The 16,920-nt window shown below is 44.9% G+C and carries 20 protein-coding genes; 11 read left to right on the top strand and 9 right to left on the bottom strand.

From position 1 onward, the window contains the following. Window positions 1-75 precede the first annotated feature (75 nt). From ICC18_RS07450 to ICC18_RS07420, 7 genes are all read left to right on the top strand, one after another. On the top strand, window positions 76-1,257 hold the full coding sequence (locus ICC18_RS07450; RefSeq protein WP_188173727.1) for a DegT/DnrJ/EryC1/StrS family aminotransferase: 1,182 nt from the start codon (window positions 76-78) through the stop codon (window positions 1,255-1,257). Window positions 1,258-1,294: 37 nt separating this feature from the next. Then, window positions 1,295-2,383 carry a UDP-N-acetylglucosamine 4,6-dehydratase family protein gene (locus tag ICC18_RS07445; RefSeq protein WP_188173726.1) on the top strand — a complete coding sequence of 363 codons (1,089 nt, stop codon included), beginning with the start codon at window positions 1,295-1,297 and terminating at the stop codon, window positions 2,381-2,383. A 6-nt stretch (window positions 2,384-2,389) separates the two neighbouring features. Continuing rightward, the gene (locus ICC18_RS07440; RefSeq protein WP_188173725.1) at window positions 2,390-3,043 is read left to right on the top strand and encodes an acetyltransferase; all 654 of its coding nucleotides are present in this window, start codon (window positions 2,390-2,392) and stop codon (window positions 3,041-3,043) included. Between the two features lies 1 nt (window position 3,044). Next, window positions 3,045-3,890 carry a beta-keto acid cleavage family enzyme gene (locus tag ICC18_RS07435; RefSeq protein ID WP_312029497.1) on the top strand — a complete coding sequence of 282 codons (846 nt, stop codon included), beginning with the start codon at window positions 3,045-3,047 and terminating at the stop codon, window positions 3,888-3,890. Then, window positions 3,887-4,852 (top strand): glycosyltransferase, encoded by a 966-nt coding sequence (locus ICC18_RS07430; protein WP_188173724.1) that lies wholly within the window; start codon window positions 3,887-3,889, stop codon window positions 4,850-4,852. The genes ICC18_RS07435 and ICC18_RS07430 overlap by 4 nt, the downstream gene beginning before the upstream one ends. Then, window positions 4,849-5,778 (top strand): glycosyltransferase, encoded by a 930-nt coding sequence (locus ICC18_RS07425; RefSeq protein WP_188173723.1) that lies wholly within the window; start codon window positions 4,849-4,851, stop codon window positions 5,776-5,778. Before ICC18_RS07430 ends, ICC18_RS07425 begins: the two co-directional genes overlap by 4 nt. A gap of 265 nt (window positions 5,779-6,043) precedes the next feature. Further along, entirely contained in the window at window positions 6,044-6,646 is a 603-nt protein-coding gene (locus ICC18_RS07420; protein ID WP_188173722.1) for a hypothetical protein, read from the top strand. On the opposite strand, the gene ICC18_RS07415 is transcribed toward ICC18_RS07420, so the two are convergent. The 3 genes from ICC18_RS07415 to ICC18_RS07405 all read right to left on the bottom strand — a co-directional run bounded on the left by ICC18_RS07415 (window position 6,593) and on the right by ICC18_RS07405 (window position 9,917). Beyond that, on the bottom strand, window positions 6,593-7,165 hold the full coding sequence (locus ICC18_RS07415; protein ID WP_188173721.1) for a response regulator transcription factor: 573 nt from the start codon (window positions 7,163-7,165) through the stop codon (window positions 6,593-6,595). The genes ICC18_RS07420 and ICC18_RS07415 overlap by 54 nt on opposite strands. Window positions 7,166-7,180: 15 nt before the next feature. After that, a complete protein-coding gene (locus tag ICC18_RS07410) occupies window positions 7,181-8,554 on the bottom strand; it encodes a sensor histidine kinase (RefSeq protein WP_188173720.1) in 1,374 nt (457 codons plus the stop codon). Between the two features lie 181 nt (window positions 8,555-8,735). After that, complete coding sequence (locus ICC18_RS07405; RefSeq protein ID WP_188173719.1) at window positions 8,736-9,917, bottom strand: MFS transporter; 1,182 nt, start codon at window positions 9,915-9,917, stop codon at window positions 8,736-8,738. A gap of 262 nt (window positions 9,918-10,179) precedes the next feature. Here ICC18_RS07405 and ICC18_RS07400 point away from each other — a divergent pair, with 262 nt between their 5' ends. Continuing rightward, the gene (locus tag ICC18_RS07400; RefSeq protein WP_188173718.1) at window positions 10,180-10,626 is read left to right on the top strand and encodes a GNAT family N-acetyltransferase; all 447 of its coding nucleotides are present in this window, start codon (window positions 10,180-10,182) and stop codon (window positions 10,624-10,626) included. 88 nt (window positions 10,627-10,714) lie between these two features. Here the strand turns inward: ICC18_RS07400 and ICC18_RS07395 are convergent, their stop codons facing one another. Next, entirely contained in the window at window positions 10,715-11,155 is a 441-nt protein-coding gene (locus tag ICC18_RS07395) for an NlpC/P60 family protein (protein WP_223192382.1), read from the bottom strand. A 121-nt stretch (window positions 11,156-11,276) separates the two neighbouring features. After that, the gene (locus tag ICC18_RS07390; RefSeq protein WP_188173716.1) at window positions 11,277-11,786 is read right to left on the bottom strand and encodes a GNAT family N-acetyltransferase; all 510 of its coding nucleotides are present in this window, start codon (window positions 11,784-11,786) and stop codon (window positions 11,277-11,279) included. A gap of 229 nt (window positions 11,787-12,015) precedes the next feature. On the opposite strand from ICC18_RS07390, the gene ICC18_RS07385 reads away from it, so the two are divergent. Both ICC18_RS07385 and ICC18_RS07380 read left to right on the top strand, forming a co-directional pair. Further along, window positions 12,016-12,156 (top strand): hypothetical protein, encoded by a 141-nt coding sequence (locus ICC18_RS07385; protein WP_188173715.1) that lies wholly within the window; start codon window positions 12,016-12,018, stop codon window positions 12,154-12,156. A gap of 104 nt (window positions 12,157-12,260) precedes the next feature. Next, window positions 12,261-12,563 (top strand): hypothetical protein, encoded by a 303-nt coding sequence (locus tag ICC18_RS07380; RefSeq protein WP_188173714.1) that lies wholly within the window; start codon window positions 12,261-12,263, stop codon window positions 12,561-12,563. Window positions 12,564-12,601: 38 nt separating this feature from the next. On the opposite strand, the gene ICC18_RS07375 is transcribed toward ICC18_RS07380, so the two are convergent. Both ICC18_RS07375 and ICC18_RS07370 read right to left on the bottom strand, forming a co-directional pair. Next, window positions 12,602-12,844, bottom strand: a complete 243-nt coding sequence (locus ICC18_RS07375; protein ID WP_188173713.1) for a hypothetical protein — start codon at window positions 12,842-12,844, stop codon at window positions 12,602-12,604. A gap of 146 nt (window positions 12,845-12,990) precedes the next feature. Then, window positions 12,991-13,230 (bottom strand): hypothetical protein, encoded by a 240-nt coding sequence (locus ICC18_RS07370; protein ID WP_223192381.1) that lies wholly within the window; start codon window positions 13,228-13,230, stop codon window positions 12,991-12,993. A gap of 26 nt (window positions 13,231-13,256) precedes the next feature. Between ICC18_RS07370 and ICC18_RS07365 the strand changes: the two genes are divergently transcribed. Further along, entirely contained in the window at window positions 13,257-13,562 is a 306-nt protein-coding gene (locus tag ICC18_RS07365; RefSeq protein WP_188173712.1) for a WCX domain-containing protein, read from the top strand. A 32-nt stretch (window positions 13,563-13,594) separates the two neighbouring features. On the opposite strand, the gene ICC18_RS07360 is transcribed toward ICC18_RS07365, so the two are convergent. Next, complete coding sequence (locus tag ICC18_RS07360; protein ID WP_188173711.1) at window positions 13,595-15,547, bottom strand: endonuclease MutS2; 1,953 nt, start codon at window positions 15,545-15,547, stop codon at window positions 13,595-13,597. Between the two features lie 381 nt (window positions 15,548-15,928). Continuing rightward, window positions 15,929-16,774, bottom strand: coding sequence for a hypothetical protein (locus tag ICC18_RS07355; protein WP_188173710.1), 846 nt, complete (start codon window positions 16,772-16,774; stop codon window positions 15,929-15,931). Window positions 16,775-16,920: the final 146 nt, after the last annotated feature.

The following is a 16,920-nucleotide window of genomic DNA, read 5'->3' as shown; positions in this document are numbered from 1 at the left end:
AATCCACAAATGAGCTATTAATTTTGCCTATACTATTTTAGTTTCCTAGCATAGGATATTGTAGATTTCAAGTCTATGAAGGAGAGGGGCAGAATACTTGTGACAAAGAACTATAGCCGGATCCATCTCTCCCCTCCGCATCTTGGCTCAAATGAACGACACTATGTTGAGGAGGCCTTCTCCACGAATTGGATTGCACCGGTAGGTCCGCTTATCCAAACTTTTGAGAAGGAAATTTCCCGATATGCCGGCACTGCCGGAGCAGTAGCCTTGCAGTCCGGCACTGCCGCCCTACATCTTGCTCTTCAGGTTTTGGATGTGGGGCAACGGGATATTGTGTTCTGTTCGACTTTAACTTTTGTAGCCAGCGCCAATCCGATCATCTATCAAGGGGCGATACCGGTTTTCATCGACTCCGAGCCGGATAGCTGGAATATGTCCCCTGCCGCATTACAACGCGCATTTGGGCATTTTGAGCATAAAGGGCATTTGCCAAAGGCAGTTATTATCGTCAATCTTTACGGTCAAAGCGCAGATATGGATCCCCTGCTCGCGATTTGCAACAAATATGGAGTGCCAGTGATTGAGGATGCAGCAGAGTCCCTTGGCGCCACTTATAAGGGCAAGGCTAGCGGAACCTTCGGAAAGCTCGGCGTTTTTTCTTTTAATGGAAATAAAATCATTACGACATCCGGCGGCGGAGCATTGGTCTCCGATGACTGTGAATTATTGGATAGAGCACGTTTCCTGGCTACTCAAGCTCGAGATCCTGCTGTGCATTATGAACATCGTCATATGGGATATAACTATCGTTTAAGCAATGTGCTCGCTGCTATTGGAGTTGGCCAGCTGGAGGTGCTGGAAGAGCGCATTCAAGCGCGGAGAATGGTTTTCGATCGCTATTTGAAAGCATTGTCTAGCGTTCAAGGCATTGAATTTATGCCCGAAGCCCCATACGGCCGGTCTACCAGATGGCTGACTGCTTTGACCGTGAATATAAGTTGGACTAGCCTCAAACCCATGCAAATCATAGAGTCCTTAGCGGAAATAGACATTGAGTCCCGGCCTGTTTGGAAACCAATGCACCTTCAGCCCTTATATAAGGATTACGATTATTACCCTCATTCCATCGATGAGAGTGTTTCTGACCGTTTATTTGCCAGCGGACTATGTTTACCTTCAGGATCCAGTTTATCTGAAGAAGATCAATTAAGAGTGATAGATCGTTTGAATAGCATATTTAACAGACTCTCATAATGTTCAGATCACTGCTAACGACTGTGGGGGTATCGATATGAGTCATTTGTTTCGAGATGAAGAAGCAGCTTTACTGTTGGGCAGAGAGCCCGTGGACATCGATTTGCAGGAAATTGCCGGTTATGTTACCGGGAAACATATTCTGGTCACCGGCGGAGGCGGTTCAATCGGGTCGGAATTGTGCCGGCTGCTCGCTCAGTTTCATCCTGCGCAATTACTATTATTAGATCATGATGAAAACAGTATTTATGCGATTGAGCATGAATTGAAACGCAAATATTCTCATGTTTCAATTGAGGCTATTATTGCGGATATTCGAGATAAAAAAAGAATTGCGGATATATTCTCAGTCTATCGTCCCTCTATCATCTTCCACACCGCAGCTCACAAACACGTCCCTCTTATGGAAGCCAATCCCACGGAAGCGGTACAAAACAACATATTTGGCACGCAGCATGTAGCTGAATGCGCACATGAATATGGAGCGGATACATTTGTGCTGATATCTACGGATAAGGCTGTGAAACCTGCATGCGTTATGGGAGCTACAAAACGAGTCGCAGAGAAGATTATTCACACTATGAATGCGATCAGTCCAACCAAATTCGTTGCCGTTCGTTTCGGCAATGTCCTCGGCAGCCAGGGGAGTGTCGTTCCATTATTCAAACAGCAAATTCTGGAGGGCGGTCCCGTAACGGTTACGCATCAGGATATGGTTCGTTTTTTTATGACCATTCGCGAAGCTGTAGAGCTCGTGATTCAGGCGGGTGCTTACGCCAAAGGAGGGGAAATCTTCATTCTCGATATCGGTCAACCTGTGAAAATTTTGGATTTGGCCCATCAATTAATTCAGCTGTCAGGATTACAGCCAAATCAGGATATTCACGTGACCTACTCCGGGGTCCGTCCCGGTGAGAAGATGATAGAGGAAATCGTAAACGATGAGGAAGAAATGAAAGCTACTAAGCACAATCGCATACTTGTCATTAAGCCCTCTGATACTTTGCGTAAAGATCAGTTATCTTCCATGCTGAACAAATTGGAAGAAATAATCTCGCATGTAAATTCGCTGACTTCAACCAATGAAATCAGAGCCTTATTATGGGAAATTGTGCAGGGAGGATGAAATCGGGTGGAGTATACGGCAACCCTATATATCATAGGCGCTGGCAGCTTGGGCATCATGACATTGGATATTCTATTGGCTTGCAAATTCCAAGAGCCTATAGCATTTATCGATAATAATGAACAAATGATCGGACAATCCCGATACGGCGTCCCTATACTCGGTCCGATGGATACCGTCTTGAGTCAAAAAGGAATTTCAGAAAACTCAAAGTTTATTATTGCTATCGCAAACAATGCCATCAGGCAACAAACATTTAAAAAGTACAACCATTTCATCTATATGAATGCCATCCACCCCAAATCTGTCATTTCACCATTTGCCAGTTTGGGATACGGCAACATCATTCTCCCCGGCGTCGTCATCGATCCCGAAGTCAAGATAGGGAATCACGTCATCATCAACAAATCGGTGTCCATCGGCCATAATACCGTCTTATCCGATTTTTCACAGGTTGCCCACGGCGTCAGCATAGGCGGGTATAGCTGTTTAAAGGAAAGGGTGTTCATCGGATTGGGCGCTGCCCTCTTGCCAAGTGTTACCATCGGGAAAAATTCCGTCGTAGGCGCCGGAGCTGTAGTCACCCGTGATGTGGCTGAGAATTGCACAGTAGTCGGTGTACCTGCCAAACCTATGAATTTCGTCAAAGGAGACGGTTAAGGTGAAAAAATTAATCATAAACTTCGCTCCGACAGGTATGATTCCAACAAAGGATATGACTCCCCATGTACCTGTACGTGTGGAGGAGATCATTGCGGAAGTCATTGAATCCGAAAAACTGGGCGTATCGATGGTTCATTTGCATGCCCGTGATCATCATGGTGCTCCAACGTATCAAAAAGAAGTTTATGCTGATATCATCTCCGGAATCAGAGAGAAGAAGCCTGAGCTGATTATCGTCGTTTCTACCAGCGGGAGGAATTTTCAAGAGTTTGAGAAGCGTTCTGATGTCCTTAATCTGGAAGGCAAACTCAAGCCTGATATGGCTAGCTTGACATTAAGTTCCCTAAATTTTGCGCAAAGCGCCAGTGTCAATAGCCCCGAAACGATTATGAGACTAGCAAAAATGATGACAGAAAAAGGGATCAAGCCTGAATTGGAAATATTCGATTTGGGTATGGTCAATTTTGCAAACTATTTAATTCGTAAAGGAATATTGGAACCGCCTTATTATTTCAATATTCTGCTTGGGAATATAGCCAGTGCGCAGGCCACTCTGATGCATGCCGGCATCATCATTTCCGAGCTGCCCGCGGACTCTTATTACTCGATTACAGGTATAGGTGATAATCAAAAAGCGATGAATGCCCTCGCTGTTATTTTGGCGGATGGAGTGCGCGTCGGCCTGGAAGATAATATTTGGCTTGATAGAGAACGTAAGCAATTGGCTACGAACATGTCCCTAATTGAGCAGGTTACCAGACTGGCAAAAGCCTTTGACCGGCCTATTGCGGCAGCGAATGAAGTTAGAGCCATGTTGAACTTGCCGGGGGTTCAAAGAGGATGAAAAAGATTAAAATCCTTTATTTTACGGTAGATTTATCGGACTATACGTTTAAAAACCGCGAATATTTTAAACGGGTATTAGCGGAACATCCGGATGTCCTTGTTCATTTTGTGAAGAATGGGGGCCATGTTAACGATATCATCAAAAAGCTTCAATTTTCCCCCGATTTTATCTATATCGATGACTATAAAAAAATCGTTAAACACGGAAAACCTATCCTGGGATTAGACTCAATCCGGGTTCCTAAAGGAATTATGCAAGTAGACCTCCATAGATACAGAAAAAAATTCACAAAATTTGTATTGAAAAATAAGTTCGATGTCATCTTTTCTTATTATCGAGATGCATTCTATCAATATTACCCCCATTTTGCGGATAAGTTCAGATGGCTGCCGCAGCACGTCTATACATCCGTTTTTAAGGATTATAAGCTGAAGAAAACAATTGATTATCTATTGATGGGACAAATAGATTCGAATTACCCTCTGCGCAGCAGGATCGCTCAGGACATGAGCGGTAAACCGGGATTTGTTCATCACAAGCATCCAGGCTACCGCAATTTTTCGGACAAGGAACAAAAGACATTGTTTTTAAATGACACTTATGCCAAAGAAATTAATCGGGCCAAAATTTTTCTTACCGATGATTCGGTCTATCATTACCCCTTAGGGAAATATTTTGAAGTCGCCGCCTCCAACACCCTGCTGCTCGCTTCAGGTTCCGGGGAGCTCCGTGATTTGGGATTTATCGATAAAGAAACATTTGTAGAAATTAATGAGAACAATTTTCATACCAAAGCTAAGTATTACCTGCGTCATACAGAGGAAAGAAAGAAGATCGCTTTACGAGGGTATCAACTGATCAGAAAGCGTCATACCACGGAAATCCGAGTAGGTCAATTCATAGACTATATTCGTGCGCTGATTGGTTCAACCGGCCGTACAGGGAGAGAAAATATATGAAGATCATTTATTTTACTACGGATAGAACCATGTCATATCAAAGGGCTGCGGAATTTTTCAAACAAAAATTAGCCAAATTGCCCGATATTCGCGTCCAGTATGTGAATGAAGGCGGCCCAATCAGTAAAATTCTCGCTAAAGCCAATTTTGCTCCCGATTTTATTTATATAGACAACCTCGAAAGGTTTATCTTGAATCATGGACCCATTACAGGACTAAGTAAAATCAATATTCCAAAGGGCCTGTCGTTCATGGATCTGCACAGAAATAAAGAGCTGCTTCTTTCCTTTGTCAAAAAGAATAAGATCGACCTGGTATTTGCTCATTACCGCAATGCCTTCTTGCGGGATTATCCCCAGCTTGCAGATCGCTTCAGATGGCTGCCGCATCATGTGTACACTCCTGTATTTAAAGATTACGGTTATAAAAAAACGATCGATTATTTATTGATGGGTGCCATCAATAAGAATGTATACCCGCTCCGGTTTAAGATCTATAAACAGATGAAATATGTGAAAGGATTTGTTTATCACAGCCATCCCGGATATAGAAATTTCACCAAGCAAGAAGAACAAAAAATTTTCATTGCAGACGGTTTCGCTAAGGAAATTAACCGCGCCAAAATTTTTTTTACGGATCATTTGATTTATAACTATCCCATTGCCAAATATTTTGAGGTTCTCGCATGCAATACCCTCTTGCTCGCTAACGGTTCTAAGGAGCTGAGAGATCTTGGGTTTATTGATGGGGTTACCTATGTCGAGATTAATAAAGACAATTTCATCCGTAAAGCTCAATATTACCTGAAGCATGAGGAGGAAAGAAAAGAAATTGCCCGCCGGGGCTATCAAATGGTCCGGTCTCAACATTCAACGGAAATCAGAGCGCAACAATTCGCCGATGAACTGAAGCGGTATTTGAAATGAGGAGCGGGCAGGCACGCTAGTGGAAAAGTATACCTGAAGGCAGCCATTCGGGACTTGAACCCTAGAGATAGTACCCATGCTGGCGTACGCACAGAAAGGCATCATCCGTATACAGGATGATGCCTATTTTGATTTGTATAGGGCTAGAAGAGCAGACAGCTAGGTTAAGTTTAATGTTCAGACTAGGGGGTTAATAATGTTCATCCTCCCGCCTTATCCTCTTCTCCCTTATGATCCAGGTATAACCAATGAGGAGGAATAATAAATGAGAATGGAACAAGGAATCAAAAGTTTTGCCCTGGTAGGCGCAGTCGGAGCCTGTATATTCGCGACCGTACCCCTATGGTTCGGATTTTTCGGGGATTCAACGTTCGTCACAACTGTTGACGTGCTAGCGCAGACCCTGCTATTGATCGGTATGGCAGGAATCTACACAGGCAACTCGGATAAACTCGGTAAATTGGGCCTAGTGGCCACTCTGCTCATGATGATAAGTTTTGTCTTTATGGTTTTCATGAAAATGGCAAGCGGCTTTTTCAAGCCGATTCTCAACGAATACGCCCCGGAAGCCGTTACCGGCAATATGATCCCGTCTCCGCTCGGAGAAATCATCGGCATCACAATGATGTTCTTCCCGCTCAGCACTGTGCTGTTCGGTCTCTCGGTACTGCTCTCCAAGCTGCCGCGCAGAAAAACGCTCGGTATCGCCCTGATGGCGGGCCCGTTCGGCTTCCTGCTCCCCTTCGGCATTTATGTAACTCCGATTGTCTTTGCTGCCGCCTATTTTACTCTTACCTCTTATGTATGGGGGAACTTAAGGAAACAACTTATTTCGGATACTTCTGAGTTGGGTTTTGACCGTGTTTAGCGACTTATGCAATCTCTCTGAAATTTGCGTCTTGTTATATCCCTGCCGCTTTAGCTCATAGATTTCTCGCTCAGATGGGGAGAGATCCATGAGTTTTACCTCTTGACGCATGATCGCAGCTGCATCAGGGTGAATAGACGCACGGCCTCGATGTGCAGCTCGAATCGCTTCCACAATGTCCGGATAACTGGCCTTTGTAATGTAGTTAACGGCCCCCGACTTAAAGGAAGTCATGACGACATCCTTCTCCTTCAGCGAGGTAAGCATAATAATCGGGATGCGATCGCCAAATTCTCGGCGAATATCCTGCGCCGCTTCAATTCCGTCAAGCCGATTCTCTGTTAAGTTGATATCCATGAGCACAACGTCTATAGCCTCTTGTGCAACGACTTGAACCGCTTCTTCCCGGGTAGACGCTGTCCCTGCCCATGCGATATCGGCTTCCACGCGCAGCTCACGGGAAATATTCTCAATCCAGAAAGGGTCATCCTCAACCAGAAGCACTCGGATTTTATCCATAACGCGACTCCTTCATTATTGTATCGGCTCCCGCCTGACCACCCTTTGCTTCGGCAATTGCAAGCGAAAGGTCGTTCCATGACCGATGCGGCTTTCAAGTAAGCTTAGCATGCCTCCATGTCTATGCAGGACATGGTAGGAATAGCTGAGGCCGAGCCCGTAGTTTTGGTTTGAATGTTTCTTGGTGGTAAAGAAAGGATCAAAGATTTGGGACTGGTTAGCGGGATCAATTCCTCTACCGTTGTCCGCAATATCGATGACTAACCGACGCTTCTGTATCCCCACGTAAATGTGCAGCAATCCCCTATCTGATTCCATGGCCTCGATACTATTGGCAACCAAGTTTGATATCGCCTCGTTCAGATGGCGGGGATCGCAGCGAACGTATGCTCTACATGTAAATTGTCGTTCAACGAGAATGCCTTTGCCTGTCAGCTGGGGCTCTAGCCCTTGCAGCACTCCTTCGATAAGCTCAACAATTTCAGTTTCCTGCTCGACCAGAACAATCTCATCCGACTTTTCCTTAATTCCCTCAGACATTTGCTGCAGCTGTCGGGTCACTTGTGTTATTTGGGCTGTATAGAATGGGATTTCTTCAATATTCCCGGAGCGAGCATGGTTTTCGATTCGCTCGAGCAAAAAATCAATCTTATGGGCATCGTTCTTAATGGCGTGATTGATCAGGGTTGTGCCGCTTGAAATCGTGCGCAGCGAGGAATCCATCCGCTGGCGCTCAATTCGGACTTTGATACCGAGAATTCCATAACGGACACTGTAGAAGACAAGCAGCAGGAGCAGCCAGAGTTCTACCGGGTTCCCCTTCAACTGCCAACCCGGGTTATCGAGAAGAATGCCATTGTCCAGGAGGACAACCTTGTTCGTATATAAAAATTCCTTTGTAAGAACCCAAAGGTTGATCGGCAGGAATATCATAGTCAGTCGAAACAAGTTGCGCCGAGGCAGCCACTCCGTTTCCTTTATCCATGCGGCAATATAGAGGCAGCATGCGGTACCGAGGTAAAGGATCGCCCACAGACGAATGCTTTCCACGTCAACTTGCCGCAAATGCTGGACCCCTTGCTGCGCTGCAAATATAACAGGCGGCAAGACGAGGAGGCCACCCCGCCATCGCTTTCCCCGAAACAAGGCCATTGCACTCATCAGGAAAAAATAAGGCATCGCGTAGTAGTACCCATACATGGTCACAACCACAGAAAAATCTACAAGAGCTTTTGATGAGCCCAGAGATGGAACCACGGTCGTTTGCAGGAGATAAAAGTAGCTTCCACCGCCCCCCGCGATCAGGAAGAGGCTGATCCAAAACACATACTTGTCTTTCCAATTCTGATACAGTAAAAAGATGGCCAACGGCCATAAAATGAAAAACATGAGACACCCCTTTTATCAGAGCATCTATCAAAAGTATAGAGTCCCTATTCTATCCTACGGTAATGCTTGTTAATGCCTGTAAACATAATATCATATTTTTTACTGCCTAATTGCATTATGAGAAAGTAATAACACCCAGGACCACTCCAATAAGAATTTGGCGGCCTGGGTGTTATTCTGTCTATTGCTTGATTTTACGGGATGCGACGATGAACCAAACGAGGAATGCACTGCACATGAGCGCAATGAAGCCATAACCGCCGAACACATCATACCGGGATGAGAAGTAGCCGAAGCCGAACCCCGCCAGAATATGCACCAAATTCAGCCCTAACGACTGGAATGAATCGATCGTCGCCCGCATGGAGGAATCGATCCGGTGGTGCAAGTAGCCGGTGACGAGCGGCTCCATCACGCCGGAGAACAAGCAGATGACCAGCATCGCCAAGAGGCTGATGTAGTCCTTGCTTACGGCGGTATAGGTGAAGCCGATGGCGAATACGGCTGTTACGCTGATGAGCAGCGTCCTGTAGCTGAAACGTCTTAACAGCGCATGGGCCAGCAGATTGCCGGGCAGCCGCAGGAGCATGAGCACAGCGGATAGCACGCCGAAGTAGACAACCGGTATCTTCAATCGGCTCGCGTACAACTGCCAGAATTCATCGATGAAGCCTATGGCTGTGCCTGTCGCCATGCCGGAGAGCACCACTATGCTGACGTTCGGGTTCGCTCCGAAGAAGCGTAGGGAAACAGCTACATATTGCTTGAATGGAATCGCTTCCTCGGCTGGTGTGTCGTCTCCATCAGCAGCCGGCTCGATCAGCAGTATCGTTAGGAGCAAGGCGATCAGCGCGCTTCCGAGCGATATCCAATAGTTCAGCTCCAGACCGAACCGACCGGCGAGCATGCTTCCGCATAGAGCGGCGAGCATCGCAGATACGAAGTCGATGGCGTTCAAACCGCCTAGTTGCTTTTCAAACGAAGACGCCTTCCCTTGCAGCATTAAGGAATCATAGAGCAGCGCATTCTCCGAGCCGCTGCTGGCCGAACGGCTGACGCCAGCCAAAAAGACGACCAAGGCAAAGTGCCAGAATTCCGTCGCGAATATCAGGATCGCAAACTCGCTGCACCCGAGCAGTGCGCTTAGCATCAGCATCTTTTTCCGGCCCCACTTGTCGGCCATCATACCGGTCGGAACCTCCAAGAGGACGATCGTCAGGGCATAAATAATTTCGGCATATACGACCATCTGAATGGTCATGCCCCGCTCCTCCCAGAATAGCCTTTCGATGACGTAGGCCGGGATGAGGCTGGAAAAGAATCGGAGCGCATATAGCTTCCGAAGGTTGGCTGTATAGTCCATGAGGAGCTCCTCTCCAAGATCTGTTTGGGCTCACGGGGCTCAATCAGAACTGGGGGTGCTCGAGATGGACTAAGTGTTACGTCTTAGCAAGGAGGTCTTGCGAATGCGATCATGTTTGGGTCTCCTTCATTATTTAGGTATTACTCCCATCATATGTTACGGAAGTTGGCGGGTCAATTGTGACTGTTTTTAACCATCGTGTTGCATATTAATACACGTTACAGTATAATTATTCAATACATATATTATGGGAGGATTAACCATGTCACTTGTTATTAGAAACGCTTCAGCGGATGACGTAAACCGTCTAACGGAGTTAATGTATGAATACGTTGTCGGATTTTATCAGAATCCTTGGCCTTCTACTGAAAAAATACAACAATTAATTCATACTCTTTTAGAGAAGGAGAAAGGCATACAATTCGTAGCGGAACTAGACGGAAAGTTAGTCGGCTTTGCTACCTTATACTTTACATTCAGCACTATGAAAGCAAATGAAGTTACGATAATGAACGACCTTTTTGTAATTGAGCCATTCAGAGATACTGACGTTGAATCACGACTGTTTTTACAATGTCAAAGTTACTCTAGGGATCATGGCTATGCTCACATGACTTGGATAACTGCTCCTGGGAATATAAGAGCTCAACATTTCTTTGATAAAATGGGCGGCGTTCAAAAGGATTGGGTTAACTATTCCATAGTTTAAGCGATTTCGGCCCTCTAGCGTCTCCAAAGTCCTCCAGCAGCTTTTTTACTAAAGCAATACCCACTCCTAGTACCACAAATATATCCATTTACTCCCAATGTTTCTTATGTGCCCCTGCTAATATCCTTTCAACAGGAGCCCATCCAATAAATTTAGGTTGGGTCCATCCCTGAGCCGGTGCAAGACTCTCGATTTCCAAATAGTTATCTATTCTAACTTTATCCCATGCATGTATGGCATCCCCATTGCCAAGAGATAAACCAACATGTCCCCAGTTTTTAAGTTCACCTTCGACCAAACCGGAGCAGGAATAAAAAACAAAGGCTCCTTTCGGCGGAAAACCCATATTCGCGTGAACTTCGTACAGTTCTGCTGATTCGTTGGCGTCGCTGCCTCCCCACATTTCAATTCCGTTGCTTCTTTCATAAGCATCTTCAACGAAAGCAAGACAGCGCAGTCGATAATCATTCGAATCCATGTGATTTCTTGCCCAAGCGATTGCATTCTCAGTTTGCTTGTCAAATTCCAATTGTGATTCCTCCATGACTATTATACTTTACTATTAATATTACCCGAACCATCGTGGGATTAATTGGTAAATAATAATTATTATTGAAGTTTCCAGCGATCGACTTTCGTAGCCCCCCATTTTAGATGTGAATCGCAAATAAACGTACCTCTTCATCGGTATTCTCAAATGAAATCATGCCTTCAAAATGCAACCCCAGCTTTTCTAGCAGCTTGGCCGACGCCTGATTATCTTCAGAGGTAATAGCCACAATGCGGTTCAGCCCCAAAACGGATTTTGCATAAGCCATCACTGCGGAAGCAGCCTCTAATGCATACCCTTTCCCCCAAAACCTAGGAAGAAAAGCAAACCCAACATCTGCATCTTGTAAGAAATCTCTTTTAGCCAGTCCGCAGATACCGATCGGGATGCCCCCATCCTTCAACTCCGTCAAGTAAAATCCGAAACCCAAACGGGCATACATGTCTATTGGTCCTTTTAAAATATAGTTTCGCGCGTCATCGATGGTTCTCACGCCTCTATCGCCTATGTACCGGATCCAAGAAGGATCGTTCAAAAGCTCAAAGATAAAAGCCGCATCCTCGATGGTTTGGTGACGAAGAATCAGCCGTTCTGTTTCTAGCACTTTCATGGTAGATGCCCCCAACACTTATAATAGGATATTCATGATTATAACAAAAAAAACAGCTCTCCTGACAGCTTGCACAAGGGTAGGATATTAATTTGCAAACAAAGCTTATTCCTTATGGGATAGGTTTTTTTCTTTTCACAAGTCCAGCCATAACTAGATAACATGGAATAAAATGCTAATTCATGAATAAAATTTCTTTACTGCAAAAATAAAATACCGAGGTGTAGAAATGAATGTTGTGAATGAGGCTAAAGAAATGACAAATAGAAAAAAAGGGGAGATCATTGATTATCTAAAAATGAATTACAAAGGGCTTTACCAGTTAAACAAAATGATTAAAGATCATGAAGCAAAGAAAGCCACTAAATAAAGTGGCCTTCCTAAGATTCGTATTATTTTATGCTAGAGGATTTTAACGAATTACAACGAAAATAATAAATGTTAAATACTTCCACAAAGATGAGGAATGGTACTATGGAGCCTCTTGGTATATTCATTTTGTTAATCATAGTTGGCGTTATTTTTTCTTTGATTAAGTACGCTACAGGATCAGGAGACAGCAATCACAATTCAAATACACACTTTAACCATGAGGCGCCTCATCTCCACGATGATCACCACGATCATCACCAGCTTCACATGGATATCCATCATTCATACGAAAATGATGATTCGACCAGTGGTGGCGGAGGATTTGACAATAGTTTTAGTGGAAGTTCCGACAGCGGCAGCAGTGGTACCACTGATAGTGGAAGTAATAATAATAATAATAATTAGAGAACCTTCCGGGGTTCTCTTTCACATTAGATTTAGGTTCATATTCGAGGAAATGGTTTTGAATCCAACAGAATGATGACTAATAAATCAAACAAAACAAGCGGTAAGATAAATGGGATAAACGAGACTTGTGCTTTATTTTTGTACCGGCTTGTTTTTAAATAAACTTTATTCTTGTCAACCTTCACTATAGTACCTTTATAGGTTCCTTGTGTAGTTTTTATCAAAACTCTTCGTCCGATATAATTTTTGCAAACCCGATATTTATTTGAAGTGTCCATATGGCTTCCTCCTCTCAAACATTAGTAATCTATTATATGGTCTTTAGATTAAATGAGTGTGTGCTAGAAGAGAGGAAAGTATTACTCTTTGAGTGTCATGAACTAAAGCTACTACTAGAACATCCGGACTCAAAGTTGCGATTTCATCATCTTGATTCGGCTTTTTCCGCTTGAGTCGACAGAACCCCGCTTGAGATAAATACGAGCAGCGAGCACGCCAGGCAGATCCCCGTAAAAATACCTACAGCTGAATAACCGTTAAACATTGCATAAAGCATTCCGGCCATCCAAGCTCCAAACGTTGTCGCAGCATTCATGGTTGATGTGGCCAGACTTGAAATGGTGCCGCGGATGGTCGGATTTAAACTGTTCAGCAACCCTACCATAAGCGGGAACTACGGAGCCTATGGATTTGCGGCATGTACATCTTGGAAATAAAGAGTCGTTTTTCCAAACGGAGAAGGAGTCGACCGGGCTTTATGCGGAACTGAGCCAAAAAGGCGTCCAGATGTGCGAGGCCGTATTATGGCTGGGCTCCCATTTGCATATCCGGGAGGATGGCACCGGGTGGCTGGAAGGTCCAATTCCTCAAAGCGACCTCGCTTTTTATGCCAGATTTTTCATCGGATTGGGCAACGAAGCGACAGTAAAGCATCCTCCAGAGCTGGTACTATATATGAAAAGGCTGTTCGCGGAAATCATGTCCAAATATGATTAGTCTTTTTAGATCCGTAGAGCCAGGGTTGAATTTCATTCCTCCGGTTTTATTACAATCGTTAGCCCTTTCATGTGTTTACGATTCATCAGTTTCCGCGCTTTCCGGTTTTCTTTGGACTCAAAAACAATGTCCAAATCATAGTTTTCCGGATACAAATCCTTATTTTCAATTTGCAGCTTAAGCCGCTTTTTATTGATTTTTAATTTCTGTTTCTGGATCATCACCCCTACTTGACCCCTGGAATCCTCAGTTTCATAAACAATCCCGCGGCGGTCTAAATAAGGAACGTACACAAGATCACCGAGTTGCAAACTTCTTTCACTCACTGGATTCTTTTCACCAATGTCAACTTCTGTATCATGGTCCCGATGCGTTGGAAACGTAAGAGCTTCATTCGGTCGGTTTGGTCTCCTACTATCAGCAGGCAAAAGCTCGCCCGTCGTCATCGAGTTATTCGATAGTCCGTTGGCGGTAATTTCGCGTGATCGGTTAATAATGTCGAGCGGTATCCCTAGTTTCAAAGCAATCAAAAAGGCGTAACTACTGCCTGCTTCCCCTATTCGTAACTGGTATAAGGGCTGAAGCGTTGCCGCATCAAATTCCATACGTGCATTTTCAAAACCCGGGGTAGATGAAGCGAAGTTTTTGATTTCAGTAAAATGCGTCGTCGCCACAACGGTCGCTTCCCTTTTATGCAGCTCCTCTAAAATCGCCACGGATAATCCTACACCTTCCCCTGGGTCCGTCCCGGAAGCCATTTCATCAATCAGCACTAGCGTAGAGTGATCGGCGATCTCCAAAATGTCGATGACATTTCGAATATGTGCAGAAAATGTACTGAGCGCATGCTCAATACTTTGCCCGTCTCCGATATCTACGGCCACGTTCTTGTATACTGAAAACAGACTGCCTTCCAGTACTGGTACCAATAGGCCCGACTGCACCATAACGGTTAATAAACCGACTGTTTTTAACGCCAATGTTTTTCCGCCCGTATTCGGTCCTGTGATGATAAGCGATTTGTATTTAAGCCCAATTTCGAAGTTGAGGGGAACCATGTGTTTACCGAGCAAAGGATGCCTTGCGTCCAGTAATTGAATGATTCCGTCCTCGTTTAGTTCGACATTGGAACCTCCGATAGCCAAAGCATATTTAGCCTTAGCAATTAGAAAATCATAGGTGCCTACCGTCTCTACATTCACTTGAATTTCATGACTAAAAGATTCTGTCAAAGCGGTTAAATCGCTCAGGACTTTAATTTCTTCCCGTGCTTCTTCTGCTTTCAGTCCTGAAAGCTCAAACTGAATGCTTATCAGTTCAGCCGGTTCCACGTATACCGTTTGGCCGCTAGCCGACTCATCCAGCACTGTACCTTTGACCTGCTTTCTATGTTCTTTCTTGACGGGAAGCACGTATCGCCCATTGCGTGTACTAATTATGTTCTCCTGCAGGATGGAACGGTGTTTGTTCATCAGAGAATCCAGCTTCGTCTTCAGCCTGTCTTCAAATACAGTAATCCGTTTACGAACTTTCATTAACTCCTTACTGGCCGTGTCGGTCACTTGCCCGTTTCGAATGCTTCGTTCAATTTCCGATTTCAATTTTTCCATGTCAAACATGGAGGCCGCGTAGGAACTGATCGTAGGCGCAAGATCACTTTTTGATGCCATGTACTTTATTAACTGCGTGCAACTGGTAATGAATTGATGGATGCAAGAGAAATCTTTTTCGCTGAACACATAGCCCGTTCCCAATAACATTAATATTTGTTCGATTCCTTCCAGCGAGGAAATTGGCACACTGGCTCCGTGTTCAAGTAAGGACTTGACTTCCGCCGTTTCATTCAATTTGGTTCGCACCCCTTTGCTAAAAGTGATGGGCATCATCTCCTCGATATGCTTTTTTCCCAAATACGAAATGGCATATCCCCGTAGAATTTCTTTGATTTTACCGTATTCCAAACGCAGCAAAGCTTTTTCGTTCATGCATGATCTCTCCTTATAAAAAAATAAAAAGGGCGAAGAATGAACATACGTCATTCTCCGCCCTTTTTTCGATTACCTAAAAAAGAGCCCGATACAAATAAAATCCGCGCTGAACACAGCACGGATGGGGGCGCAATGATAGGAATTATACCTAAGGCATTGTATGATATCCGATGTTCTTAACTAATCCCGAGGTAGTCATTAAGCCATAACGAAATACAACGTTGCTGAAACAGCAAGTTGAGTCTGACTTTTAGAAAACCTCTTTATGGAATTTTTTAGTTAAGAACGCTCACCGACATCAAAATCTCTCCTTAGTTGAGGATACCCATACTATAGCTTAATTGAAAAGGTGAAGTCAAGATTATATATAACTTCCGTTCAACTCTGCTTAAAGTTCATCGCTGCTTTCGTCAATTTCACGAAAATCCCGCCACCAGGAACGAACGTTCCCACCGCATCGGCTGAAATATCGAACAACAGATCGCGGTCGAGGAGCGATTTGATTTGTTTCTTAAATGTTTTTCCGCCATTGGTCAAATCGCGGGTTAAACCGTCACACTCAATGACAACACGCTTGTTTTTTGCGGCCCATAAGTATTCGAAAGCGTACACAGGACGGAAGAATAGTTGGATCTCTTCGACGGAAACGTTCTCCGTATGGATCACTTGCGCCTTGACGGGGCGGACGATCTCGGTGATGACTTGACGAATGATGGCCCCCGCTTTGGTATCTGGAGGCATACAGGCCCCGTCCCAGGAATAGGACGCCAGGTCAATCACTTCTTCGCTCCCAAAACTAAGATACCTCTCCAGATCTTGCTTGTTCGTACCGTCTCCGGTAAACATCCGGCGCAGCCGCTGGTCTTCCTCGCAATGCTCGACGCCGCTCAGAACGATAGTCGGTGAGCCTTTGGGCTGGGGCTGAGTCGGCTGTTGCTGCCCGAGCAGCGTAATCTGCTTCACCTCCGGGCCACTGGCGCTTACCGTAAACATGCGCTGACGTTCATAAACCATATGCGTACATGCGGTTACCTGCCAAAACGGTTCGTACCGGAGTTCGGAGTAGCTGAGCGTAATCTCTTCGGGCTTAGGGCGGGTAAAGAGGGCGCCTACAGTCCCGGCAACCAGGTGCACTTTCTTGTTTTCTACCAAGATTCGGGCATCATCCAATGTAAGCTGGGGAACGAGCCTCAGCACACGCTCTTCAGACAATTGCACTTCCATTCGAAATTCCCTCCATCACGGCTTAAGTTAAGTCTTCTTTGCAGCATCTTGTCGTATGCCATCATTATGAAGCAGAAAGGCTGGAAGCGGGAGGTTGAAATTTTATCCCCTATTCCGGTACTCGGGGGATGATGAAAGTTCCACCT

The sequence above is a fragment of the Paenibacillus sedimenti genome (assembly GCF_014534655.1).
Taxonomy (GTDB): domain Bacteria; phylum Bacillota; class Bacilli; order Paenibacillales; family NBRC-103111; genus Paenibacillus_E; species Paenibacillus_E sedimenti.
The sequence above is the reverse complement of the archived record's forward strand: the minus strand, read 5'-3'. Positions and strand labels throughout refer to the sequence as shown.

Bases quoted from the DNA above. Each gene is read 5' to 3' on its own strand.
- ICC18_RS07370 (WP_223192381.1), bottom strand. From the start codon at position 13,230: ATGGTAGGGTTGCTGAACAGTTTAAATCCGACCATCCGCGGCACCATT.
- ICC18_RS07385 (WP_188173715.1), top strand. From the start codon at position 12,016: ATGAATGTTGTGAATGAGGCTAAAGAAATGACAAATAGAAAAAAAGGG.
- ICC18_RS07390 (WP_188173716.1), bottom strand. From the start codon at position 11,786: ATGAAAGTGCTAGAAACAGAACGGCTGATTCTTCGTCACCAAACCATC.
- ICC18_RS07400 (WP_188173718.1), top strand. From the start codon at position 10,180: ATGTCACTTGTTATTAGAAACGCTTCAGCGGATGACGTAAACCGTCTA.
- ICC18_RS07410 (WP_188173720.1), bottom strand. From the start codon at position 8,554: ATGTTTTTCATTTTATGGCCGTTGGCCATCTTTTTACTGTATCAGAAT.
- ICC18_RS07380 (WP_188173714.1), top strand. From the start codon at position 12,261: ATGGAGCCTCTTGGTATATTCATTTTGTTAATCATAGTTGGCGTTATT.
- ICC18_RS07430 (WP_188173724.1), top strand. From the start codon at position 3,887: ATGAAAAAGATTAAAATCCTTTATTTTACGGTAGATTTATCGGACTAT.
- ICC18_RS07355 (WP_188173710.1), bottom strand. From the start codon at position 16,774: ATGGAAGTGCAATTGTCTGAAGAGCGTGTGCTGAGGCTCGTTCCCCAG.
- ICC18_RS07415 (WP_188173721.1), bottom strand. From the start codon at position 7,165: ATGGATAAAATCCGAGTGCTTCTGGTTGAGGATGACCCTTTCTGGATT.
- ICC18_RS07450 (WP_188173727.1), top strand. From the start codon at position 76: ATGAAGGAGAGGGGCAGAATACTTGTGACAAAGAACTATAGCCGGATC.
- ICC18_RS07360 (WP_188173711.1), bottom strand. From the start codon at position 15,547: ATGAACGAAAAAGCTTTGCTGCGTTTGGAATACGGTAAAATCAAAGAA.
- ICC18_RS07425 (WP_188173723.1), top strand. From the start codon at position 4,849: ATGAAGATCATTTATTTTACTACGGATAGAACCATGTCATATCAAAGG.
- ICC18_RS07405 (WP_188173719.1), bottom strand. From the start codon at position 9,917: ATGGACTATACAGCCAACCTTCGGAAGCTATATGCGCTCCGATTCTTT.
- ICC18_RS07420 (WP_188173722.1), top strand. From the start codon at position 6,044: ATGAGAATGGAACAAGGAATCAAAAGTTTTGCCCTGGTAGGCGCAGTC.
- ICC18_RS07445 (WP_188173726.1), top strand. From the start codon at position 1,295: ATGAGTCATTTGTTTCGAGATGAAGAAGCAGCTTTACTGTTGGGCAGA.
- ICC18_RS07375 (WP_188173713.1), bottom strand. From the start codon at position 12,844: ATGGACACTTCAAATAAATATCGGGTTTGCAAAAATTATATCGGACGA.